Genomic DNA, 24,179 nt, shown 5'->3' with positions numbered 1-24,179 from the left:
GAGATGAGCCGGGACGTCCACCGCAACGCAAAGAAACAAAACGACCGCTTGTGCGTTTCCGGTGGGAGAGGGAGCCTTCCTCCGGGCCCCTGATAGCCTGTCTCCTCGCCTTTCCGAGGTGCTTTTTGAACCCCCGTCCGCACGTCATCGCCGTGCTGCTGGCCCTGCTCCTGCCGGAGCTCGCGCTGGCCCAGGTCTTCGTCGTTCCCCGGCGCGCGGGGAAGACGCCCGTGAACAGCTTCGAGTTCGAGTGGCGGCACATCGACATCCTCGTGGGGCCCGCCGCCACCGGCCTGGCGAAGCCCGCCGACCACACCGCGCATGATCAGCCGCCCGGCACGCAGGGCGGCCCCAACCCGCAGGCGCCCACCACGTCGTCCGAGACGGGCGACAGCCAGTCACCGCCGGAAGGCGCGGAGGTCACGCCCTCCGGCAACGTGTCGTCGCCGGCGCCGCGTGACTCGATGCCCAGGCCGGATGGCATCGCGCTCGACATGGGCGCGTCCGACGCCGGCGTCCCTCCGGCGGTCACGGGCCTGCCCGACGGCGGCATCCCCCCCCCGGGCGTGGTGGCGCTGGCGGACGGCGGCACGGCGGGAGAGGCGGGCGCCGTCGCGGACATCACCGGCGTGGACGGCGGCACGGCGGGTGACGCGGGCACCGTCGCGGACATCACCAGCGCGGACGGCGGCGCGGTGTTCTCCGGCGCGCCGCTGATGCTGGGAGGCAGCGCGGACGGCGGCTTCAAGTACACCTACGCGAGGGACCTGGGCGCGAAGACGGGCGGCGTGCGCTTCTACTTCTACGAGCGCGAGCGCGAGGTGGCCGAGCGGGCCGCGCCCATCGTCGAGGAGGCGTACCGGTACCTGGTGGATCAGTTCAAGTACGTCCCCACGGAGACGTTCCCGTACATCCTCTACAGCAGCTACGCGGAGTTCCTGCAGACGAACGTGTTCGCGGTCTCCGAGGGCACGCTGGGCGTCACCTCCACGGAGGACCTGAAGCTGTCGCTGCCGTACCTGGGCGACCACCACCTCTTCGAGGAGGTCAGCACGCACGAGCTGGCGCACCAGTTCACCATCCAGAAGGTGCGCACCGTGGCCGAGCAGGCGAAGACCTTCGGGGATCCGCTGGGCGGCTATCCGCTGTGGTTCATCGAAGGCCTGGCGGAGTTCTACGCCAAGCGCGGCCTGGACCCCGAGGCGGAGATGATGGTGCGGGACCTGCTGGTGAACCCGGACCTGATGAAGGGCTATGCGTTCCTCGACTTCTTCTCCCCCGGGCCCTACGGCTACCTGTGGATCTACAAGGTCGGCCAGGCGCGCGTGGCGTTCCTGGAGGAGGAGTACGGCGCGGGCATCACCCAGCGGCTCCTGGAGGAGGCGCCCCGGCTGGTGGGCGGCTCGCGCGACTCGCCGTCGCTCAAGTTCGAGGAGCTGCTGGAGCGGCTGACGGGGGATGACCCCAAGCGCATCTCCGCGCGGTTCGAGAACTGGCTCAAGCGCCGGTCGTTCAAGACGTACCTGGAGTCGTCGCAGACGGCGCCCGCGCTGGACTCGCTGGGCGAGACGCCGGGGATCGTCACCGCGATGGCCAGCGGCCCGGACGGCAACGTGCTGGCGCTGCGCACCATCGTGCCGGAGACGGGCGAGAGCCGGCTGTACCTCACGGATCCGCGCACGCCGGGCAAGACGGTGAAGGTGGCGGGTGACGGCGTGCCGGGCGTGGAGTCGCTGCACCCGGTGTCCGGCCGCAACTTCGCGCTGACCAGGGACAAGCTCGCGTTCGTGGCGGAGCGCACCGGGCGCGACGTGCTGTACGTGCAGGACTACGTGCACGTCTCCGAGAAGCGCGCCACGGACGTGCTGGTGCGGCGGTCCGCCGTCCGCACCGGCATCGGCACGGAGGTGGGGCTCAGCGTGAAGCTGGAGACGGGGGACCGGCGCACGTACCGCGTCGACAGGCAGGGCGTGCTGGCCATCTACTCGCCGGCCTTCTCCCCGGACGGGCGCTACATCGCGTTCATCGGCATCAACGACGCGGGCCTGCGCGACGTGTACCTGCTGGACCTGACGCAGGGCGAGGACGCCCCCATCCGCAAGCTCACCGACGACGCCTTCGCCGAGCGCCAGCTCACCTGGGGCCCGTCCGGCATCATCTACACGTCCGACGCGACGTCGCACCGCAAGTACAACCTCTTCCGCGTGAAGCCGGACGCGCCGGTGGGCCAGGCCGAGCGTCTCACCAGCGAGGAGCGCGACGAGGCGGATCCGCTGGCGCTGCCGGACGGCCGCGTGTTCTTCGTGGCCTTCAACAAGAGCAGCTCCGACCTGCACGAGCTCCTGGCGGACGGCCGCATCGTGCGCCGCACCGACCTGACCACCGGCGTCTTCGAGCCGGGCGCCGGCCCGGACGGCGGCCTGTGGATGCTCTTCCACATGAGCGGCGAGCGGAAGCCGTCCCTGCTGCGCCCGCCGCGCATGCTGTCGCTGGAGACGCCGAAGGAGCCTCAGGCGGATCCGCCCTCCCCCATGGCGCTCAAGTCGCTCACGGAGGCGCAGGCCTACAGGCCCTTCAAGCGGGAGAACATCGAGCTGGGGCCCATCTTCGGCTTCGCGGGCGCGGGCGGCGGTGGCTTCGTGGGCCAGGTGTTCGCGTCCGCGTCGGACCGGCTGCGCGACCACCAGGTGGTCCTCACGCTGGCGGTGTACGGCTCCTTCGAGCTGACGGACGGCCTGCTGCTCTACGTCAATGACGAGAAGCGCTCGACGTGGGGCGGCGGCCTGTTCCAGTCGCTGCGCTTCCGCGTGGACAAGACCTTCGACAACCTGCCGGTGGAGCAGCGGCCGTTCTTCGTGTCGTCGGAGCGCTACTTCGGCGCGCTGGGCAGCCTGCGCTACCCGCTCAGCACCTTCTTCTACCTCCAGGGCGACCTGAGCATCGGCGGCACGAAGTACTTCCTGGATGACTTCAGCGAGTTCTACCTGGCGTTCCCGGAGCGCAACGAGGCGAACCAGGACCTCCTGTCCGCGTGGCGCGCGGACAACCAGCACATCCGCTTCCAGACGGAGCTGAGCGGGCGCATCGGCTACGACACCATCAAGTACCACTACGCGACCGGGCCGCTCGCGGGCAGCTCCGTGCTGCTGGAGGCCACCGCCGGCGTGCAGCCCTTCGACGGTCAGGCGTATGGCAACCTGCGCCTGGACGCGGAGCGGTACTTCCCCATCTACGGCCGCACGAACTTCTTCACGCGCCTGGGCGCGGGCACCACGGTGGGCGGCCGCTACGCGCGCTCCTACTACCTGTCCAGCTTCGACACCCTGCGCGGCGTGAACTTCGGCGACGAGCGGTGGCTCCTGGGCCAGCACTTCGTCTACGGCACCGTGGAGGCGCAGCTGCCCCTCAACGACATCATCCGGGTGGCGTTCCTGAGCGACCTGGAGGCCATCGCCGCGATGGACGCGGGCGGCGTGGGCGACGGCGCGAGGGACCTCTGGGACCACCGCGTGCTCAACGCCGTCGTCGGCTTCAACCTGTCGCTGGGGCCCCTGCTGCTGCGCCTGCACTTCGCGCGGCCCTTCGACATCAAGGCGGCCGAGGGCAAGCCCGACGAGGGCTGGGTGACGAACTTCTCCATCGGCGTCGCCGGCCTCAACGGCTTCTTCGACACCCAGGGCGACCGCAGGCCGGGCTCCAGCACGCCGGGCCCCGCGCTGATGCCCGCGCTGGGCGGCGGCTACACGACGCCCCTGGTGCACTGAGGCACCGGACATGCGCCTCCCTGTCGCCGGGGAGGCGTGCGTCCCTCAGGACTGCGCGGCGACGAGGGCGGCGTTGGCGCGGGCCAGCGGCCCCCCGTCGTTGGGGATGCGCTCGAAGTCCCCGCGCAGGGCCTTGATGGCGAACTTCTCCAGGTCGATCTCCCGGCGGGTGCGAATGCCCAGCGCGCGCACCAGCACGGACAGGGGCCCGAAGCCGGTGAGGCCATGCTGGAGGAGCAGGGCCAGGGTGACGCCGCCGAGCATGCGCAGGCCGCGGCCGCCCTTGTGGCTCAGCAGCAGGCCGGCCAGCGCCACGGCGGGGACCCCCACGATCAGGGTCCGGTGCACGTCCCACTCGTGCTCCAGCTTCTCGAGGTAGCGGCTCATCTCCGGGCGGTCCCCCTGCTCCGCCATGTACCGGACGCACGACTCCACGTGGGCGTCGATGCGCCGGTTCATCGTGGAAGGCGCGTGGGCGCGCACGGCATCAGTCGAGGTCTGGTTCCAGGACTCCATCATCGCTCCCTTGGCGGACTCGGGCCGTCCTCCAGCCTGCCCTCAAGAAAGCTAGGTCCGGCGGCCGCGTCCGTGCACAGCGCGGCATCTCCGTGGCTGTAGCCCGCCTGCCCGCCCCGGAAGCGATGACGCCTGTCTCCCCTGTGCCGCCGAGCAGGCGGGCAGTCCTGGTCGGGCCCGTCGCGCGGTCCGTCACATGCGCCCTGGGAGTGCAGGCGAGCATTCCAGGATGGGAAAGTGTTTTCCTACCGCTGGGCGCTCCGGGCCCCATGGGCTGCCCCCAGGGGCCTGCGCGCGGGGGGCGGCGGCCCGTTGACACTCCGGCGGGAAGGCATGGGGCTTGCTCACGGGTCGGGCGATGATGCGTCTCAGACTCCTGCTCAGCCTCTCGATGCTGCTGGTCGCCTGCGGCGGCGGCACGTCGACCCCCGATGACTCCTCGCCCTCGGTGACGGATCCCGGCATCACGGATCCCGACACGCCGGGCTCCGGCGCTCCCGACGCGGGCGCTCCGGACGCCGGGGCTCCCGATGGCGGCGCGGCGGACTCGGGCACCCCGGACCCCGCGGATGGCGGCGGCGCGGATCCGCAGCCCGTGCCGGAGGTGGAGCGGCCGTTCACGCTGCCGAAGGTCCCGACGTCGGTGCCGGAGTACGCGCTGACCATGCCCCCGGAGGTGCTGGAGCAGTTCAAGAAGGACCCGTTGACCGGGGAGCAGGACGCGACGTTCCAGGCGAACGGCAAGACGTTCCCGGTGAAGGTGCGGCTGCGCGGCGCCTCCGCGCGCTACTTCGACAAGAAGAGCTGGAACGTGAGCTTCGCGGATGGGGACAAGTTCGAGGGCCGCACGTCCCTCAACCTGATCGCCGAGTACGCCGACGCGTCGATGCTCGCGGAGAAGATCGCCTACGATTTGCTGGCGGCGATGCGGGTGCCGGCGTCGAAGGCGACCTTCGTGCGCCTGTCCGTGAACGGCCACTACGAGGGCGTGTTCCTGGAGGTGGAGCAGGTCAACAAGGCCTTCGTCAAGGCGCGGCAGTTCCCGGACGACGACCCGACCATCTACCGCGCGGGCTGGAAGGACACGGAGTTCAAGACGTGGAAGGTGCCCTACCAGGGTGACTGGCAGAAGAAGACCAACGAGAGCGAGCCGGACGACGCGCTGTGGGAGGTGCTGGACGTCATCAACCACACGCCGGAGCCGCAGCTCGTGGAGGCGCTGGAGAAGAACCTGGAGCTGGAGTCCTACGTGCGCTCCATGGTGTTGGACGCGCTCATGTCCAACAACTACGTGGAGGACTCCGAGAGCTACTTCATGCACGACGACATCACCGGCCGCTGGCGCTACGTGCCCTGGGACCTGAACAACGTCGATGCGCGCTGGTGGTACCAGAACACCATCACGGACATGTCCGCCACCACGAGCAACATGAAGCACCCGCTCTTCAGCTTCACGCTGCTGGATGGCTGGGTGGAGAAGATGTACCAGCAGCGCAAGCTGGAGCAGCAGAGCTACCCGGGCTACCTGCCGACGTTCTCCAACATGGGCACGCGCGTGGTGCTCAACCCCGAGCTGCGCGCCCGGCTGGAGGCGCGGCTGGACAAGGCGCTGGCCGAGCTCTTCACCTCGCAGGTGATGGACCCGTACATCGACCAGCTCCACGCGCTGATCGACAGCTCGATGCAGGGGGACGGGTACATGGACTACGCGAAGTTCACCGCGGGCAAGGCATACATGAAGCGCTTCGTGACGGTGCGCCGCGAGTTCGTGATGGCGGAGGTGAAGCGGCTGAAGGGGCAGCAGTCCACGCTGGTGCTGGAGGCCTTCGACCCGCGCGAGGGTTGGGTGGAGGTGGGCAACCACGGCGCGCAGGCGGTGTCGCTCCGGGGCATGACGTTGACCACGAACCTGCGGGTGAGCCTGGCGGGCGGGGACTACGCGCCCACGCAGGTGAAGCCCCCCATGGGCGCGGTGCTGGGCGACACGACGGTGGCGCCGGGCCAGACGGTGCGCCTCACCGCCGCGGCGCTGGGCATCACCTTCCCCGCCAAGGGCGAGGTGGGCCTGTTCGACGGCGCGTCCGTCGTGGGCATGAAGGACGCGCTGTTCTACGGCGAGCTGCCCGCGGGCGCGCACTACGCCCGTGGCGAGAAGGGCTGGGAGATGCGCTACTGACGTTCGCGGACCACCAGCGTCCGGCGCGCGGTGAGCCCGCGGTCATCCGTCACCAGGATGTCGTGCGTGCCCACGGACGGCTTCCACCACAGCCGCTCGGCGGCCCTCGCCGTGCCCAGCACGGCGCCGTCCACGAACCACGTCAGCTCGCGGTCGTGGGCGGCCTCGGCCTCCAGCGGCACCTTCTGCGCCTCCGCGTCCAGGCCGGGGATGAGCAGCGCCACCTGGCCCTCGGGGGGTGACAGGATGACGGGCGTGTCCCGCTCGCCGCCCACGACGCAGCCGGGCGCCATGGGCGGAGGCTCCGGCAGCTGGCGCTGCTGCTCCGCCAACCACCGGCGCAGGCTGGACGGCCAGGTCAGGTACACGCGCGACTCCGTGCGGCGCCCCTCGCGGCAGCCCGGGCCCACCGCCATCCCCGAGTCCACGTCCACCTCCACGCGGTGATGGTACGGGCAGGGCGTCGTCGGCACCGCCGTGCGCACCGCGTCCACCTTCTTGCGCTGCGTGCACGCGTCCGTGGGCAGGTGCCCCGAGTACGCGCACACCTCCACGCTCACCAGGTCCTTCGGCGGCGTCGCGTCCTCCTCGTGGAGCGCCGTGCCTCGCGGCCCGACGCCCTCCAGGATGTCGAAGAGCAGCGGCGCCGCGTTCTCCGCGCCCACCAGGTGCACGCTGGAGGCGTGGTCGAAGTTGCCCAGCCACACCACCGCCGTGTGCCTGGGCCCGGAGCCCGCCGCCCAGGCGTCCCGGTTGCCGAAGCTCGTGCCGGTCTTCCAGTGCACCCGCGCCGGCAGCCCCGTGAGCCGCCGCCGCTCCGGGAAGTCCGGCCGGTCTCGCAGCGACAGCGCCTGCCGCGTCAGCCACGCCGCGCCGGGGGACATCAGTGAGGGGGGCTCGCGCGTGGGCGCGTCCTCCCGCAGCACGCGCAGGGGCCTCGCCTTCCCGTCCCCCGCCAGCGCCAGGTACACGCCCGCGAGCTCCAGCGGCGTCACCTCCAGGCCCCCCACCGCGGCGGACAGGCCGTAGTGCCCCGGCCGGGGGTCCAGGCTGGTGACGCCCGCGCCGCGCAGCGCGCCCAGGAAGCCCTCCACGCCCAGCCGCTCCAGGAGCCGCACGAAGGGCAGGTTGAGGGACTGCGACAGCGCGTACTGCATCCGCACGAGCCCCAGGAAGCGCCCGTCGAAGTTGCGCGGCTGGTAGCCGCCGTATGACACCGGGATGTCCGGCACCAGCGTCTCCGGCCCCACCAGCCCCTGGTCGATGCCCATCGCGTACAGCAGCGGCTTGAGCGCCGACCCCGGCGAGCGCGGCGTGGCGAAGCCGATGATCTGCCCGCCGTTCTTCTCATCGAAGAAGTCGAAGTTGCCCACCAGCGCGCGCACGTCGCCGGACTCGCGGTCCACCACCACCACCGCGCCGTTGTGGATGCCCTGCCGCTCCAGCCGCCGGGCCGCGTCCCCCAGCGTGCGCTCCACGAAGCGCTGCGTGCCCGCGTCCAGCGTCGTCGCGAGCCACGTCGTCCCCGGCTGCCTCGCCTTGAGCCACACCGCCGCGTGCGGCGCCTCGCGGGGGAACGGCTTCAACACGCCCGGCACCGGCGTCTCCCGCACCTCCGCCAGCACCGCCTCGCGCGACACCCCGTCCACCCCCAGGCCGCCGGAGTCCAGCAGGCGCCTCGCGATGTCGTCCCGGGCCGAGCGCAGCCGGTCCAGGTTGTCCGGCGACGGGAAGCGCCGGTTCGGGTTCTGCGGCACCGCCAGCAGCGTGGCGATCTCCGCCGGGCTCAGGTGCTGGGCCGTGTGCCCGAAGTACGCGAGCGCCGCCGCCTCCACGCCCTCCACGTTGCGCCCGTAGGGCACGAACTGGAGGTACGCGTCCAGCAGCTCCTGCTTCGACAGCCGCAGCTCCAACTGCGCGGCGCGGAACGACTCGATCACCTTCGAGGTGAACGTGCGGGGGCGGGGCTCCAGCACGCGCACCAGTTGCATCGTCAACGTGGACGCGCCCGACACCCGGCGCCCCCGGCTCAGGTTGAGCCCGAGGGCGCGCACGGCCGCGAGCGGATCCACGCCCGGGTGCCGGAAGTACCGCTTGTCCTCCAGCGCCACCAGGGCCCGGAGGTAGGCCCGGTCGATGCGGTCCTTCGGCGCGGGCATGCGCCACCGCTCGTCCGGGGCGAGGAAGACGTACGCGGGCGTCCCGTCCCGGTACGCCATCACCACCGAGGGGGGCGCCGCCAGCCGCTCCGGCAGCGGCACCCACCAGGCGGCCAGCAGGGCCGCGCCCATGAGCACGAGCCCCGCCAGCGCCACCCCCGCCCACTTCCTGAAGCGAACGCGAAGCATGGAGCCCTAGAGCAGGTCTTCCTTCCAGGGCCCCACCACCTGCACCGTGCCCGCCGCATCACGGGCCCAGAGCGAGGAGTCGTACATCGCCTCCGCCTCCGCGGACGGCAGCGTGAACGACCCCGCCGTCACCGCGCGCACCGCGTAGACGACCTTCTTCGTCTCGCCCGCGGCCAGCGCGCCGAAGGCCTCCATGCGGTCGTCGCGCACGTTCACGTAGTCCGGCGCCCAGAGCGACTCCGCGTCCGCCCAGTCCACGCCGCCACCGCGGCCCAGGCGGGCGTTCTCGATCTCCCAGCCCGCCGGCAGCCGGTCCACCAGCGCGATGTTCTGCACGCGCTCGCCCGTGGTGTTGGTCACCGCCAGCTCCACGTAGATGAGGTCCGCCAGCTTCACCGGCGTGGCCTTCAGGTCCAGCGCGGTGCCGTCCAGCGTGCGCCAGGTGCGCTTGAGCGTCAGGCCCTTCCCACCCGCCTTCACCTCCGGCGTGGTGCGCACGCCCTCGCTGTTGAGGATGAGGTACACGCTGCCGCCGCCCTTCTCCTTCAGGTCCAGCGACAGGCTGGCGCGCTCGCTGGCGCGGGCCAGGGCCCACGTGCGGTCCGACACGCGCGCGTCCTTCTCCGCGACGGGCGTCACCGCCTTGCCCGCCACGGTGAGCGTGGGCGGAGTGAAGGTCGTGGCCGAGCCCTGGAGCCGCTTGCCCAGGCCGGTGATGCCCCAGACCAGCTCCTGCGTCGAGTAGTACGCCGACGTGCGCGACTGGAGCGCCGTCGCCACCATGCGCGCCAGGGGCTCGCCCTCCGGCGCGTCGCCGAAGAGGTCCTGGAAGGTGCTCAGCATCAGGCCGCGGCGGCGCCGGTCCGAATAGAACGACCAGCTGTTCTTCCGCTCGTCGGTGACGTTGGACACGTCCGGGTTGCGCAGGTCGCGCTCGTAGCGCCGGTCACCCGACAGCCACAGCGCGGCCTTGAGCAGGTAGAGGTCCTCCTGCTGCTCGCCGGTGAGCGGCTGCTTCTTCGCCTCCGCCTCCAGGCCGTTCACCATGGCCAGCGCGCGCGCCTTGCGGCCCTTGCCCGCCACCGCGAGCACGTAGTGCATGTACGGCTCGGCGTGCTGCTCCGAGTGCCCGTCCTGCGCCACGCGCCCCTCCGTGCGGGTCAGCTCGTCGCCCATCCACGCGATGGCGCTGTCCAGGCGGTCCTCCGGCACGGGGTACTTCAGCTTGCGCGCGTCCAGCAGCATGTGCGTCGCGTAGGCCGTGCCCCAGGCCACCGGCTCCGTGTTGCCCGGCCAGTACGCGAAGCCGCCCGACGCCGTCTGCATGGACAGCACCCGGCTGATGCCCGACTGGACCATGTCCGGCACCTTCGACGTGGACACCAGCGTGGGGTCCACGCGCTCCACCAGCTGGCTCACGAACAGCAGGGGCCGCGTGGAGGACGTCGTCTGCTCGATGCAGCCGTGGGGGTAGCGCACCAGGTACGAGAGGTGCTGGAGCGACTTCGCGTACGGGTTGTTCGTCACCCAGACGGTGGTGCGCTCCGTGGTGGGCACCCAGCCCTGGAGCAGCGCCTTCACGTCCGTGGTGCCCTGCGCCAGCTCCACCTGCTGGATGCGGCGCTCGCGCGGGCCCGCGGGCGACAGCGGCACGTCCAGCTGCTCGCGCGACGTGTAGCCACCGCCCTCCACCGTCACCGTCAGCCGCGCCGCGCCCACCGACTGCACCGCGCGGCCCTGGAACACGAAGGTGCGGGACTTGCCGTCCTCCAGCTTCGCGCGGCCCTCGCTCCTGCCCTTGAGCTCCAGGGGCGAGCCCAGGCCCTCCGGCATCGCGAGCCCCGGCACCGCCAGCGCCTCCGCGGCCAGCGTCACCTTCACCTCCTGCGCCTTGCCGGACAGGTTCGTGACGAAGACGGGGATCTGGAGGTCATCGTTCTGGGTGAGGAAGCGCGGCAGCGTCGTCTGGAGCACCAGCGGGTCGCGCACCAGCACCTGCGCGCTGGCCCGGCCGATGCGCTTGCTGCCCGCCGTCACCACCATCACCCGCACCGCGCCCCGGTACTGCGGCAGCTGGAAGGGCACGCGCAGCCTGCCGCTCGCGGGCACCTCCACCACGCCGCTCCACAGGGCCACGGGCTTCACCGGCTGCACGCGGCCTTCGGCGCCGCCCTCGTCACCGCCCGTGGAGCTGGAGTTGCCGCCCGGGGGCACCAGCAGCGCCCAGCCCACCGTCTCATAGGTGTCCACGCCCAGCGCGCGCCGGGTGAAGACCTCCTTCAGCGGATCCGGGCTCTGGAAGCGCGTGAGGGACAGGATGCCCTCGTCCACCACCGCCACGGTGGCGAAGGTGGGGCCCTCCACGCCCTCCACCGTCACGTCCACGGTGAGCGTGTCGTTGGAGCGGACCTCCCTGGGCACCGACACCGAGACGGCCTGCGTGTAGTCCACCGGCTCCAGCGAGACGCTGCCCACGCCGAAGGCGCGGTCCGGCATGAAGGCCTGGGCGGACTCCAGGTGCGGGTCCTTCACCAGGAACGCGCTCACGTACACGTTGGGCGTGTACTCCTTCGGGGTGAAGCTCCAGGACACCTCGCCCGGCTCCACCTGCTTCCAGCCCGTGGCGATGACCCGGTCCGTCTCCACGGTGAAGAGGACGCGGCCCCGGTAGGGCGCCTTCATCTTCACCGTGAGGGCCTCGCCCACCCTGCCCTTCGCGGGCATGGACAGCTCCAGCGCCGTGGGCTTCGCGGGCCGCGGCGTCTGGTCCACGCGCGAGCCCTCGCCCCACCAGTAGTAGCGGCCGTCGCCCTCGACGGTGAGGTCCGTCTGGGTGTTGCCCGCGCGGGCGCGCACCAGGTAGCCCGCGCCGTCGCGGCCCGGCAGCACGTTGGCGCTGAAGCGGCCGTTCTCCACCTTCACCGTCACCGCGCCCTCGCGCTGCGGGCGCAGGTAGCGCTGGTAGCGCTCGTAGCCGGAGTCCTCATCGTAGTAGTAGCCGTAGTTCTCCTCCAGCAGCAGGTACTCCAGCTCCACCGTCTTCGGGGCCTTGCCGCCCGACAGCAGCTCGCCGCGCCAGTCCACCACCACGCCGGACACGGTGAAGGGCGTGTTGGCCTTCACCTTCTGCGTGCTGGCCTGGAGGCCCAGGTAGTACGCCTCCGGATGCACCGGCACCGTGGCCTCGCCGATGGTGGAGCGGCCGCTGCCGGACTCGAAGACGCTGGCCACGGCGGACAGCCGCGCCGCGCTCTTGATGGGGCCGGACTGCGGCTGCGCCGGGCACTCGAGGAGCACCTGGCCCTTGGCGTCCAGCGTGCCCTTCACCTGGCCCAGCGTGACGGAGCGGGGCGTGCCGCCGTCCTGGCGCCAGAGGCCGTAGGTGTACTGCGTGTTCTGCTTCGGCGCGAAGACGACGGGGTCCAGGCGGCACGTCAGCTCCACCTCGCTGCCCTCCGCCGAGCCGCCGAAGAGGTAGGCCGCCTCCACGTCCACCGGGATGGCCGTGCCCTGCTGGTAGCCCGGCGCCTTCGCGGCGGCGGTCACCTTCATGCGCTCCGGGACGAACTCCTCCACGCTGAAGCCGTAGGAGGCCACGTCGCGGTCCGCCACCCTCAGGCGCACGGAGTAGCGGCCCGTGTCCTGGAAGGCCGCGAACGGCTGATCCAGCGCGATGACGCCCGCCGCGTTCGTCTTCAGCGTCTCCTTGCGGATTTCCCGCTCGCGCGAGTCGATGACGCGCACCTCCACCGGCATGCCCGCGGGCGGCGCCAGGGAGTCCTGGCCGCGCAGCACCGCCGCCACGTGCGCGGTGTCACCGGGGCGGTACACGCCGCGGTCGGACCAGACGGACGCGCGGTAGGGCTGCTCCCCGCGGTACGGCTCGCCCTGCACGTCCGAGTTGGCGATCTCCGTCTTGAGCTCGTCGTACTTGAGGTAGGTGAGCTCGTCGCCCTTGCGCGCCACCAGCGCGAACGGCTGGCTCGAGTCCACGCCCGGCGCGGGCACCTTGAGCTGGCAGCCGGCCTCGCCCTGCGTGGTGCAGCGGGCCACCACCTGCCCGCTCTTCTTCACCAGCGTCACCTCCGCGCCGCCCAGGGGCTCCGTGCTCTCCAGGCCCAGCGCCCAGACCCACACCTCGCCCGAGTCCTGCGAGCCCGGCGCCGGTCCCCCGCGCTTGGCGACGAGGCTCAGGTCGGTGAGCAGGATGCGGGCGGCGGCCCGGTAGTCGCCGTAGCGCACCAGCACCTCCACCAGGCCGCGCGTGTTCGCGGGCACCAGGGAGGCCACGTCGATGTACGTGGTGAGCAGCGCGTCCGGCGTCGCCTTCAGCGGGAGGACCTTCTCCACCAGGACGTTGCTCGTCCGCTCATCGGCGTTCTCCTGGTACTCCTGGCTCATCCAGAAGACGAGGTTCTCCGGCGGCACGTTGCGCACCGTGAGCGTCACCTCGCGCAGGTTGAGGTGTTGCAGCGGCAGGTTGCGCCACGCGCTGCGCGGCAGGTAGCGGCCGTTGGAGGTGAAGCGCACCTGGGGCTGGCGGGCGGGCACGGAGATGCCGCGCGACCAGGCGCCCATGAGCGTGCCGCCGCCCTCGGACACGGTGCCCTCCGCGAGGGTGAGCGTGTACGGCCCGCGCTTGAAGTCACCGAAGACGCGGAAGCCGCGGCGCGACGGGGCCACGGAGAACTTCACCTTCGGCTTGATGCGGATGGCCTCCTGGGCCGTGGCCTCGCTCAGCGAGCAGCCCCGGTTGTCGTTGTCGTAGTAGTAGGAGTCCCACTGCTCGTCGACGGGGCTGGGCGGCGCGTCCGACTCCACGTCGCGGCAGCTCAGCTCCACGTAGAAGCCGTTGGTGCCCTCCTCGAGCTTCATGAAGGTGATGTCCATCCGCTTGCCGCCGTTGAGCGGCAGGGTGGCGGTGGCCGCCGGGGCCGCGGGGGCGTTGCTGGAGCCCGAGGGCGTCAGGCCCGCGCCCAGCGCGTAGCGCACCGTCGCCCCGGCCTTGAGCTTCGGGTGGGTGAGGACCACGGCGAGCGAGTTGGGGCGGCCCGCGCGGATGCTCCACTTCACGTCGGAGAGGACGGTCTCCCCCAGGCGGAACGTGGAGCGCGAGCGCGCGGCGGCCAGGTCCACCGGGCCGGTGAAGTCCACGTTCAGCTCCACCTGCCCCTTCACCAGGTCCATGCGCGTGGGGGACAGCTGGGCGAACTTGAAGGCGTAGGTGGCGAAGGTGTAGCGCCACTCGCGCGGCGACGGCGGCTTGAGGAGGCCCGCGTCGGTGTTCACCTGCTCCACCGACACCGTGTACGTGACGCCCGCCTGGAAGCCGGTCGCCGGCGTGAAGAGCAGCGAGGAGGGCCCCGTCCACTGCAAGGTCCCGGGCACCTCCGGCGTCACGGTGACGACGGTGCCGTCCACGGACTCGTAGCGGGGGCGCACCGGCAGGGCGAACTCGATGGTGACGCCGGTGGGCAGCGCGTTCTCGCTGGCCAGCTCGTGGATGAAGGGCGTCACCGCCGGGGCCCGTGACGTCTGGGAGTCTGACGCCGGCGTGGACGCATCCGGGGCCTGCGACGTCGCGCCGGGCGTCGGGGCCTCCGGCTGCTGCGGACAGCCCGCGGCGAGCGCGCCCACGAGCAACGCCGACAGCAGCCAGCGGGCGCGAGGTGCGCGCGCGGCCTTCGGCGGGACAGCGGACTGCGGGGACATGTTTCCTCCAGGGGTGGCGGCGGAGCCGATTTCATGCCGCGTGCCGCGCGTGGGGTCCTCGGAGGCGCACGGGAGGTGCGGCCCGGCGACCACGTGCCGGCGCTCCCCCCTGCGCGTCCGCGGGCCCACAGGGTGTCCGGGCAGCCACACTCGCGGGTGGCCCCTGGACTGCGCGTGGGACGCGGGATTTCGCGGTGCAGCGTGGCGGTGAGACACCTCGGCGGTCAACTGGGGTCCCTGCCCGGCCACCGGGGCGGTAGGGTGCGCCGCCATGGTGCTGCCCGTCCGATTCGTCCTCATGCGCCCGCGCAACGCGGAGAACCTGGGCGCCGCCGCCCGCGCCCTGAAGAACTGCGGCCTGTCCGACTGGGCCTGGGTGACGCCCGAGGTGGAGGACCTGGGCCCCGCCCACCGGCTCGCGGTGCACGCCGAGGACGTGCTGGGGGGGGTGAAGCGGCCGGACACGCTGGACGCGGCGGTGTCCGACTGCGTCTGGGTGGTGGGCACCAGCTCCCGGAAGGTGGAGGGCAAACGCCGCCTGGCGCCCAGGGCCGTGGGCGAGGAGCTGGTGGCGAGGGCGAAGCAGGGGCCGGTGGCGCTCGTCTTCGGGGACGAGCGCAGCGGCCTCACCAACGCGGAGGTGGAGCGCTGCCACGACCTGTCCGCGGTGCCCACCGCGCCGGAGCAGCCCTCCATCAACCTGGCGCAGGCGGTGCTGCTCTACGCCTACGAGGTCCGCATGGCCCACCTCGCGGACACCGCGCCGCCGCCGGGTCCCCTGCCCCTGGCCGCCACGGACGCGGAGCTGGCCCGCGTGGAGGCCACGCTGGAGGCGCTCCTCGCGGCGGGCGGCTTCCTCGTGGACGCCAGGCCCGGGCGCACGGCGGTGCGGGACCTGGTGGCGCCGCTCCGCCGCTCGCGGCTCACGCGCAACGAGGCCCGGCTCTGGCTGGCCGCGCTGCACACCGTGCGCAAGCGCTTCCCCGGCGACGGCGGACCGCCTCCGGACGAAGCCTGAGCAGGCAGGGGGACGCCCCCCGTCCCCGCGCGCGGCGGGAACCCTGGGCGTCGCTACCTTTCCCAGAACGACCGGATCCTCACGGAAAGGAGCACCGCGTGAACCACATGCCGTACGAATCGATGATCGTGGGAGGCACCGAGCCCGGCCCTGGCCGTCAGGAGCCGCCCTTCGGGGAGGCCTGGGAGGAGCCCGGCCGCACGCCCGGGACGGCGGAGGACGGCGGGCTGGAGGAGGAGCCCCACCGCATGGCGGACGAGCCGGGCCCGACGCCGGGCTCCGCCGAGGGCGAGGACCCGGACGAGCCCGTCCGGCACTAACTGGAGGCCACGCCGCCGCCCGAGCGCGGCTACAGTGCCGCGCCCATGGCTCGCAAGTCCGAACGGCCCCCCAAATCCCCGCCCCGCCCCCACCGCTGGGAGGGCAAGGAGAAGCCGGACTGGCTGTCGCGCGCGCTCGCCCGCGCGGGCGCCATGCCCCAGGAGGAGGCGGAGGCCGCCATCAAGGCGGGCCGCGTGACGGTCAACGGCCGCGTGGCGACCACGCCCCTGACGCCCGTGCCCCCCGACGCCGTCCTCAAGGTGGACGGCCTGCCGGTGCGCAAGCAGGCGCCCACGCACGTGCTGGCCTTCCACAAGCCCGCGGGCGTGCTGACCTCCACCGCGCGCCAGCACCGCACGGGCACGGTCTTCGAGCTGCTCCTGCCCCAGTTGCCCCTGGAGCTGAACCGCTTCACGTGGCACGCCGTGGGCCGGCTGGACGTGGACACCACGGGACTCCTGCTCTTCACCAACGACGACAAGCTGGTGGCCCACTGCACGTCCCCGGAGACGAACCTGCCCAAGCGCTACGTGGCCACGGTCTTCAGCACCGCGGACGACGCGAAGGTGGAGCCGCTGCGCCAGGGGATGACGCTGGATGACGGCCCCGCCCGCCCCGCCACGGTGCGCGTGCGCGACGCGCACACGGTGGAGGTCACGCTCACGGAGGGGCGCCACCACCAGGTGAAGCGCATGCTGGGCGCCGTGGGGCTGCCCGCCCGGGCGCTCCACCGGGAGGCGGTGGGCGACATCGACCTGGACGGCGTCCCCGAGGGTGGCTTCCGGCTCCTCACCGAGGCGGAGGTCCGCGAGAAGCTGCACTACCCGGGCCGGGACTGACTTCCGGGTGCCATGGCCCCCCTGGGTGGGGTTAGGGTGCGGTCCATGGCGGACTTCGACCTGGTGGTCATCGGCTCAGGCCCCGCGGGGGAATGGGGCGCGGTGCAGGCCTCGCTCGCGGGCAAGCGGGTGGCGGTGGTGGAGCGGGAGCCGGTGCTCGGCGGCACCGCGGCCAACACCGGCACCCTCCCCTCCAAGACGCTGCGCGAGACGGCGCTGCACCTGTCCGGCTTCAAGGCGCGCGGCCTCTACAGCGTGGACGCGACGCTGCGCCACGAGGCCACCGTCTCCGACTTCCTCTTCCGCGAGCGCCGCGTGAAGCAGATGGAGCGCGAGCGCATCCACCGGAACCTCCAGCGCCACGGCGTGACGGTGTTCCAGGGCGCGGGCGCCTTCGTGGACGCGCACACCGTCGCGGTGAAGCGCGAGGGCGCGGAGGTCGCCCGGCTCACCGCCAGCACGGTCCTCATCGCCACCGGCTCCTCCCCGTACCGCCCGCCGCTGTACCCCTTCGGCGACCCGCGCGTGCACGACTCGGATGAGATCCTGGACATCACCACCCTGCCCCGGACGCTGGTGGTGGTGGGCGGCGGCGTCATCGGCTGCGAGTACGCGTGCATGTTCGCCGCGCTGGGCATCCCGGTGACGCTGGTGGAGGTGAAGAACGACCTCCTGTCCTTCCTGGACCAGGAGATCGGCCAGCTGCTGCGCGACTGCATGGAGACGCTGGGCGTGCGGCTGCGCCTGGGGCAGACGGTGGAGGCCGCGCACGTGCCGGAGTCCCACGAGGAGCCCATCCGCCTGAAGCTGTCCTCCGGCGAGGTGCTGGAGGCGGACCAGGTGCTGGTCGCCTCCGGCCGCACCGCGAACACCGCGGGCCTGGGCATCGAGGCGCTGGGCGTGAAGCAGGGCAAGCGCGGTCAGATCGAGGTGGGGCTCGCGTACCAGACGGCCGTCCCGCACATCTACGCGGTGGGCGACGTCATCGGCTTCCCCGCCCTGGCCTCCACCTCCATGGAGCAGGCCCGCATCGCCGTGGAGCACGCGTTCGGCCCGGGCAAGCGCACGCTCACGCCCATCCTGCCCTACGGCATCTACACCATCCCGGAGGTGTCCATGGCCGGCGAGACGGAGGAGTCCCTGCGCACGCGCAGCATCCCCTACGTCGTGGGCCGCGCCACCTTCGACACCAACCCGCGCGGGCAGATCATCGGGGAGCGGCAGGGCCTCCTGAAGCTGCTCTTCCACCAGGACGACATGCGGCTGCTGGGCGTGCACGTGCTGGGCGAGCAGGCCTCGGAGCTGGTGCACGTGGGGCTCACCGCGCTGCTCACCGGCGCCACCGCGCAGCTCTTCGTGGAGACCTGCTTCAACTACCCGACGCTGTCGGAGGCCTACAAGGCCGCCACCTACGACGCGTTGGATCAGGTCCGCGTGAGCAGCGCCTGATCCACCGGCCCGCGCTCGCTAGCGCGAATCCTTGAGGCTGCCCACCGTGAAGCCCGCCTCGCGGGGGGCCGCCCGGTTCACCTCGTCCGCAGACACCCGGGCCAGCGGGGACGCGGCGGCGGTCGGCCGGGCCCTGGGCGCCTGGGAGGCGGCGCCGCGCGGCCCCGGGGCGCCCTGGAGCAGCTCCCGGATGCGCTCCCAGCGGACCTTCTCCTCGGCCATCAGCCGCCCCAGCTCCTCGCGGGCGGAGGCGTCCGGCAGGTCCGACGCGGCCGCCGCCACCTTGTCCAGGAAGGGCGCCAGGTATCCGAAGTCCCGGTCGAAGTTGGGGATCGCCATGGGGGCACCTTAGCCGTGGTAGACGCGCGACGCGACGATGCGCCCGCCCTTCACCTCCAGCACCTCCGCCACCGGCAGGGGGGCCTCGTTGGGGGCGTGCCGCAGGTACTCCATGAACACCCGGTCGCCGTCCGCGGTGAGCGCCGTCTCCTCGTAGCGCAGGCCCGGCAGCCGGGCGATGGCGTCCTTCCACCACCGCTCCAGGGCCGGCCGGCCCACCAGGCGCCCCCCCGTCTCCGGGTGCAGGACGCGAATCTTGGGAGAGGTGTGGGTCGCGTCCTCCGCGTACAGCGCCACCAGGGCGGGGACGTCGTGGGCGTTGAAGGCCTTGAGCCAGGCCCGGGCCAGGGAGAAGTTTTCGCTCGCGCTCATTGTTATGGCACCTCAGTCGAAACAGGGCGGCGCAACGTAGGCGGATGTGCGCCCCACGTCATGCGGATTTGTCTGGTAACTGGGTCCTGTGGGAAGTAAGGGCCCCGCCTGCTCTGTTCCCTCAGGCAATTTTTTCAATCGAAGAAGGACCGGATCGTGGCCTCCAACGCACCCATCGAGAAGATTCGTAACATCGGTATCTCCGCCCACATCGACTCGGGCAAGACCACTCTGTCCGAGCGCATCCTGTTCTATACGGGCAAGATCCACGAGATCCACGAGGTCCGCGGCAAGGACGGCGTGGGCGCGGTCATGGACTCGATGGACCTGGAGCGTGAGAAGGGCATCACCATCCAGTCCGCCGCCACGTACGCGATGTGGGGCGACTACAACATCAACCTCATCGACACCCCGGGACACGTGGACTTCACCATCGAGGTGGAGCGCGCGCTCCGCGTTCTCGACGGCGCCATCCTGGTGCTCTGCTCCGTGTCGGGCGTGCAGTCGCAGTCCATCACGGTGGACCGCCAGATGAAGCGCTACCGCGTTCCGCGCATCGCGTTCGTCAACAAGATGGACCGCTCGGGCGCGAACTACGACCGCGTCGCCGGCCAGCTGAAGGAGAAGCTGGGCCACCACGCCGTGAAGCTCCAGTACCCCATCGGCGCCGAGGACCGCTTCCAAGGCCTCGTCGACCTCATCTCGATGAAGGCGTACTACTTCGACGGTGAGAGCGGCGAGACCGTGCGCGAGGAGGCCATCCCGGCGGACATGCTGGACGAGGCCAAGCTGCGCCGTGAGGAGATGCTCGAGGGCGTCGCCAACGTGGACGACGAGCTGGGCGAGGCGTTCCTCATGGACGCCGCCAGCATCACCGAGGAGCAGCTGCGCGCCGCCATCCGCCGCGCCACCATCGCGCTGAAGATGACGCCGGTGATGTGCGGCTCCGCGTACAAGAACAAGGGCGTGCAGCTGCTGCTCAACGCGGTGTGCAGCTACCTGCCCAACCCGAAGGAAGCCGTCAACGAGGCGCTGGACCAGAAGAACAACGAGGCCAAGGTCGTCCTGGATTCGGATCCGACCAAGCCCTTCGTGGGCCTCGCGTTCAAGCTGGAGGACGGTCGCTACGGGCAGCTGACGTACATGCGCGTCTACCAGGGCAAGGTCGCCAAGGGTGACTTCATCATCAACCAGGTGAACCAGAAGAAGGTCAAGGTTCCGCGCATCGTCCGCATGCACGCGTCGGAGATGCACGACGTGAACGAGGCCACCGCGGGCGACATCGTGGCGCTCTTCGGCATCGAGTGCGCCTCCGGCGACACGTTCACCGACGGCACCGTGCAGTACACGATGACGTCCATGTTCGTGCCGGACGCGGTGATCTCGCTGGCGGTGACGCCGAAGAACCGCGAGACGCTGACCAACTTCTCCAAGGCGCTCAACCGCTTCAACAAGGAAGACCCCACCTTCCGCGTGCGCCGCGACGAGGAGTCCGGCCAGACGATCATCTCCGGCATGGGCGAGCTCCACCTGGAGATCTACATCGAGCGCATGAAGCGCGAGTACAACTGCGAGGTGGTGGCCGGCAAGCCGCAGGTGGCCTACCGCGAGACCATCTCCCAGAAGGGCGAGTTCGCGTACACGCACAAGAAGCAGACCGGTGGTTCGGGTCAGTTCGCGCGCGTGTGCGGCTACGTGGAGCCCCTGCCCGCGGACGCCGTGCAGCAGTACGAGTTCGTGGACGACATCGTCGGTGGCTCCATCCCGCGCGAGTTCATCCCCGCGTGCGACAAGGGCTTCCAGGAGGCCGTGAAGAAGGGCAGCCTCATCGGCTTCCCCGTGGTGGGCCTGCGCGTGGTCATCAACGACGGCGCGTTCCACGCGGTGGACTCGTCCGAGCAGGCGTTCAAGACGGCCGCCATCATGGGCTTCCGCGAGGGCTACGCCGCCGCCAAGCCGGTCATCCTCGAGCCGATCATGAAGGTGGAGGTCACGGCGCCGGAAGACTTCCAGGGCTCCGTCGTCGGCCAGCTGAACCAGCGCCGCGGCACCATCCTGGAGACGGGCACCGCCGAGGGCTACGTCACGGCCGTGGCGGAGGTGCCGCTCAACACGATGTTCGGCTACTCCACCGACCTGCGCTCCGCGACCCAGGGCAAGGGCGAGTTCACGATGGAGTTCTCCAAGTACCTGCCGGTCCCGCGCAACGAGGCCGAGGCCCTGATGGCGCAGTACAAGGAGAAGCTGGCCGCGGAGCAGGCCGCCCGCAAGTAGTCCGGGTGCCCACGCCGCGCTGGCTGTAGGAAGGGCGCTCCCCGCTTCAAGTGGGGGGCGCCCTTCTGCTTTCTTCCGTCCCCCTTTCGAAAGGTTCCCTTCCGTGACGCTGCTTCGCGCCGCCAACGTCCAGCTCGCCTTCGGCAGCCGCACCGTCTTCGAGGGCCTCACCTTCACCATCGAGGAGGGCGAGCGCGTGGGCCTCGTGGGCGTCAACGGCTCCGGCAAGTCGTCGCTGATGAAGATCCTGGCCGGCGCGGCCCGGCCGGACCTGGGCGAGCTGCAGCTGCGCCGGGGCGCGCGCGTCACCTACCTGCCCCAGGAGCCGGAGTTCCCCGAGGGCGCCACCGTGGCCAGCGAGCTGGCCGTGTCGCAGGCGCCGCTGAAGGAGGCGCTGGCCGCGCACGCGGAGCTGTCGCGCAGGCTGGAGGCGGACCCCGCGAACGCCACCCCGAAGCTGCTGGAGCAGCTGTCCGCGCTGGGCGACCGGATTGAGCAGGCGGGCGGCTGGGACACGGAGCACCACGCGAAGACGCTGCTCGACCGGCTGGGCGTGAAGGACTGGGACCGACCGGTGGCGCAGCTGTCCGGAGGCCTGCGCAAGCGCGTGGCCATCGCCCGCGCGCTGCTCACGCGCCCGGACCTGCTCTTGCTGGACGAGCCCACCAACCACCTGGACGCGGACACCGTGGACTGGCTGGAGGACGAGCTGGACAAGCTGCCCGGGGCGCTGCTGCTCGTCACGCACGACCGCTACTTCCTGGACGACCTGGTGGACCGCATCGTGGAGATCCAGCCCGGCGGCGGCCTGGTCTCCTACCCCGGCAACTACGCGGCCTACGTGGAGCAGAAGCTCGTGGCCCAGCAGAACGCGGAGGTCGCGGAGCACAAGCGCGAGCGCTGGATTGCCCAGGAGGTCGCGTGGCTGCGCAAGGGCGTGGAGGCGCGGCGCACCAAGAGCAAGGCGCGCATCGAGCGGGCGCAGAAGCTGCTGGCGGAGAAGGGCTTCCAGCGCCCCAAGGTGGCGGACCTGCGCGTGGCGGCGGCGCCCCGGCTGGGGCACACCGTGATTGAGGCCGAGGGGCTGAAGAAGTCCTTCGGGGACCGCAAGGTGCTGGACGGCGTGGACTTCCGGCTCCAGCGCGGCGAGCGCGTGGGCTTCCTGGGCCCCAACGGCGTGGGCAAGACGACGTTCCTGCGCGTGATGCTGGGCGAGCTGCCCGCGGACGGCGGCACGCTCGTCATCGGGAAGAACACCCGGGTCGCCTACTACGACCAGCAGCGCGCGCAGCTGGACCCGGAGCAGACGGTGTACGACGCGGCCTCGCAGGGGGAGGACCACGTGGAGCTGGGCGACCGCAAGGTGGCCCTGCGCGACTACCTGGACGACCTGCTCTTCCCGGTGCCCATGCAGCGCATGAAGGTGGGCGCGCTGTCCGGCGGCGAGCGCAACCGGCTGCTGCTGGCGCGGCTCTTCCTGGAAGGCGCCAACGTGCTGGTGCTGGACGAGCCCACCAACGACCTGGACATCGTCACGCTCAACATCCTGGAGCGGCTGCTGCTGGACTTCGCCGGCAGCGTGCTGCTGGTGACGCACGACCGGTACTTCCTCGACAAGGTGGCCACCGCCATCCTCTCCTTCGACGGCGAGGGCAAGGTCACCCGCTACGAGGGCAACTACGAGATGTACAAGCGGCTGAAGGAGCAGTCGCAGGCCGCCGCCCTCAAGGCCGCCCCGCCGAAGAAGGACGAACCCCGCGAGGAGCCCGCCGCGAGGCCCGCGGCGAAGAAGCCCGGGAAGCTCTCCTACAAGGACCAGCGCGAGCTGGACGGCATGGAGGCCACCATCGAGGCCGCGGAGCAGCGCAAGGCGGAGCTGGAGGCCCAGCTCGCCGACCCCGCCGTCTACAGCAACGGCCCCAAGGTCGCGGAAGTCAATCAGGCCCTGGAAGCCACCACCGCCGAAGTGGACCGGCTCTATGCGCGATGGCAGGAATTGCAGGACCTGGCCGCCGGCACGTCCTGAGTTGTCAGGCTTTTCATGGCGGGAATCACAAACCGCCGCACGCCGTGCATGATTTTCGAGCGGGGGGACTCTGGCTAGAGTTCGCGTCCCTCCGCCTCGGGAGTCGTCACGTGTTTCGTCCGGCCTCGGTCCTCGCCGCTGCCCTGCTGTCCCTCCCCTTCTCCGCCCACGCGCTGGAAAGCGGCCCCAAGCGCCCGCTGCCCGTGTTCGACCTGCAGCGGCTGCACCTGGACCCGGAGGCGCTGGGCTCGCTGGTGGTGGGCACGGGCCGGACGCTGGCGCAGGGCCAGCTGCGGGTGGCGTTGAACTACCACTACGAGCAGTTGCCCCTGCACTTCCAGACGCGCTGGGAGCCCGGCGAGGGCACGGGCCTGGTGGAGAACAAGATGACCGCCCACCTGACGGTGGGCTTCGGCGTGCTGCCCTGGCTGGACGTGGGCGCCGAGCTGCCCTTCATCCTGTCGCAGGGGGGAAAGCCCACGCTGGAGTACTTCGGGCCGAAGAGCGGAGGACTGGCTACGCCGTGGCTGAGCGCCCGGGCGGCGCTGCTGCGCCAGTCGAGCGGGGCCCCCATCAACGTGGCGGTGGCGCTGACGGCGGGCCTGCCGGTGGGCAGCCGCGCGGCGCAGGCGCACGAGGACTACGCGTTGCAGCCGCGTCTGCAATTGGGCTACGCGGGCGAGGGCTTCCAGGTGGGCGGCGAGGCCGGCGTGTTCCTGCGCAAGCGCCAGGACCTGGCGCCCGTGTCCTATGATCCGCGCGACGTCGCGGGCAATGAGCTGCGCCTGGGCGCCACGGTGACGTCGCTCCACGGCGAGACGACGCGCGGCGAGGTGAGCGTGCTCACGGGCATCCCGCTGGACGGGGGCCGCGTGGGGGCGGAGCTGCTCATCGCCATCCGCCGCCACGCCCTGTCCAACCTGGACCTGTACGTGCTGGGCGGCCCGGGCGTGGGCGCGGGGTTCGACACGCCCACCTTCCGCTTCGTCGCGGGCGTGTCCTTCGCCACCAGCAAGGTGGACTGA

The 24,179-nt window shown here is 71.4% G+C and carries 14 protein-coding genes; 9 read left to right on the top strand and 5 right to left on the bottom strand.

What is annotated here, in order from left to right:
* The first annotated feature begins 125 nt into the window (after positions 1–125).
* Positions 126–3,764, top strand: coding sequence for a tolB protein precursor protein (locus tag U8525_RS16785; protein WP_374266797.1), 3,639 nt, complete (start codon positions 126–128; stop codon positions 3,762–3,764).
* Positions 3,765–3,809: 45 nt separating this feature from the next.
* Here U8525_RS16785 and U8525_RS16780 read toward each other — a convergent pair whose 3' ends face one another.
* The gene (locus tag U8525_RS16780; protein WP_374266854.1) at positions 3,810–4,280 is read right to left on the bottom strand and encodes a hypothetical protein; all 471 of its coding nucleotides are present in this window, start codon (positions 4,278–4,280) and stop codon (positions 3,810–3,812) included.
* Positions 4,281–4,638: 358 nt separating this feature from the next.
* Between U8525_RS16780 and U8525_RS16775 the strand changes: the two genes are divergently transcribed.
* Entirely contained in the window at positions 4,639–6,456 is a 1,818-nt protein-coding gene (locus U8525_RS16775; protein WP_374266795.1) for a CotH kinase family protein, read from the top strand.
* Here U8525_RS16775 and pbpC read toward each other — a convergent pair.
* Positions 6,450–8,804, bottom strand: coding sequence for a penicillin-binding protein 1C (pbpC, locus tag U8525_RS16770; RefSeq protein WP_374266793.1), 2,355 nt, complete (start codon positions 8,802–8,804; stop codon positions 6,450–6,452). The two genes, U8525_RS16775 and pbpC, sit on opposite strands and share 7 nt — an antisense overlap.
* 6 nt (positions 8,805–8,810) lie before the next feature.
* Positions 8,811–14,516 (bottom strand): MG2 domain-containing protein, encoded by a 5,706-nt coding sequence (locus U8525_RS16765; protein ID WP_374266791.1) that lies wholly within the window; start codon positions 14,514–14,516, stop codon positions 8,811–8,813.
* A 271-nt stretch (positions 14,517–14,787) separates the two neighbouring features.
* Between U8525_RS16765 and U8525_RS16760 the strand changes: the two genes are divergently transcribed.
* The 4 genes from U8525_RS16760 (at position 14,788) to sthA (ending at position 18,143) form a co-directional block, all read left to right on the top strand.
* Entirely contained in the window at positions 14,788–15,534 is a 747-nt protein-coding gene (locus U8525_RS16760; protein ID WP_374266789.1) for an RNA methyltransferase, read from the top strand.
* 107 nt (positions 15,535–15,641) lie between these two features.
* On the top strand, positions 15,642–15,854 hold the full coding sequence (locus U8525_RS16755) for a hypothetical protein (protein ID WP_374266852.1): 213 nt from the start codon (positions 15,642–15,644) through the stop codon (positions 15,852–15,854).
* 45 nt (positions 15,855–15,899) lie between these two features.
* Positions 15,900–16,694 (top strand): pseudouridine synthase, encoded by a 795-nt coding sequence (locus U8525_RS16750; RefSeq protein ID WP_374266787.1) that lies wholly within the window; start codon positions 15,900–15,902, stop codon positions 16,692–16,694.
* 45 nt (positions 16,695–16,739) lie between these two features.
* Positions 16,740–18,143, top strand: coding sequence for a Si-specific NAD(P)(+) transhydrogenase (gene sthA / locus U8525_RS16745; protein ID WP_374266785.1), 1,404 nt, complete (start codon positions 16,740–16,742; stop codon positions 18,141–18,143).
* Between the two features lie 18 nt (positions 18,144–18,161).
* On the opposite strand, the gene U8525_RS16740 is transcribed toward sthA, so the two are convergent.
* Both U8525_RS16740 and U8525_RS16735 read right to left on the bottom strand, forming a co-directional pair.
* Positions 18,162–18,482 carry a hypothetical protein gene (locus U8525_RS16740; RefSeq protein ID WP_374266783.1) on the bottom strand — a complete coding sequence of 107 codons (321 nt, stop codon included), beginning with the start codon at positions 18,480–18,482 and terminating at the stop codon, positions 18,162–18,164.
* Between the two features lie 9 nt (positions 18,483–18,491).
* Positions 18,492–18,854 carry a nuclear transport factor 2 family protein gene (locus tag U8525_RS16735; RefSeq protein ID WP_374266781.1) on the bottom strand — a complete coding sequence of 121 codons (363 nt, stop codon included), beginning with the start codon at positions 18,852–18,854 and terminating at the stop codon, positions 18,492–18,494.
* A gap of 156 nt (positions 18,855–19,010) precedes the next feature.
* On the opposite strand from U8525_RS16735, the gene fusA reads away from it, so the two are divergent.
* The 3 genes from fusA (at position 19,011) to U8525_RS16720 (ending at position 24,179) form a co-directional block, all read left to right on the top strand.
* Entirely contained in the window at positions 19,011–21,128 is a 2,118-nt protein-coding gene (gene fusA, locus U8525_RS16730; protein ID WP_374266779.1) for an elongation factor G, read from the top strand.
* A gap of 103 nt (positions 21,129–21,231) precedes the next feature.
* Positions 21,232–23,154: an ABC-F family ATP-binding cassette domain-containing protein gene (locus tag U8525_RS16725; RefSeq protein ID WP_374266777.1), complete on the top strand. Its 1,923-nt coding sequence runs from the start codon at positions 21,232–21,234 to the stop codon at positions 23,152–23,154.
* Positions 23,155–23,264: 110 nt separating this feature from the next.
* The gene (locus U8525_RS16720; RefSeq protein WP_374266775.1) at positions 23,265–24,179 is read left to right on the top strand and encodes a flagellar motor protein MotB; all 915 of its coding nucleotides are present in this window, start codon (positions 23,265–23,267) and stop codon (positions 24,177–24,179) included.

The sequence above is a fragment of the Corallococcus sp. RDP092CA genome, from assembly GCF_041903675.1.
Lineage (GTDB): Bacteria > Myxococcota > Myxococcia > Myxococcales > Myxococcaceae > Corallococcus.
The sequence above is the reverse complement of the archived record's forward strand: the minus strand, read 5'-3'. Positions and strand labels throughout refer to the sequence as shown.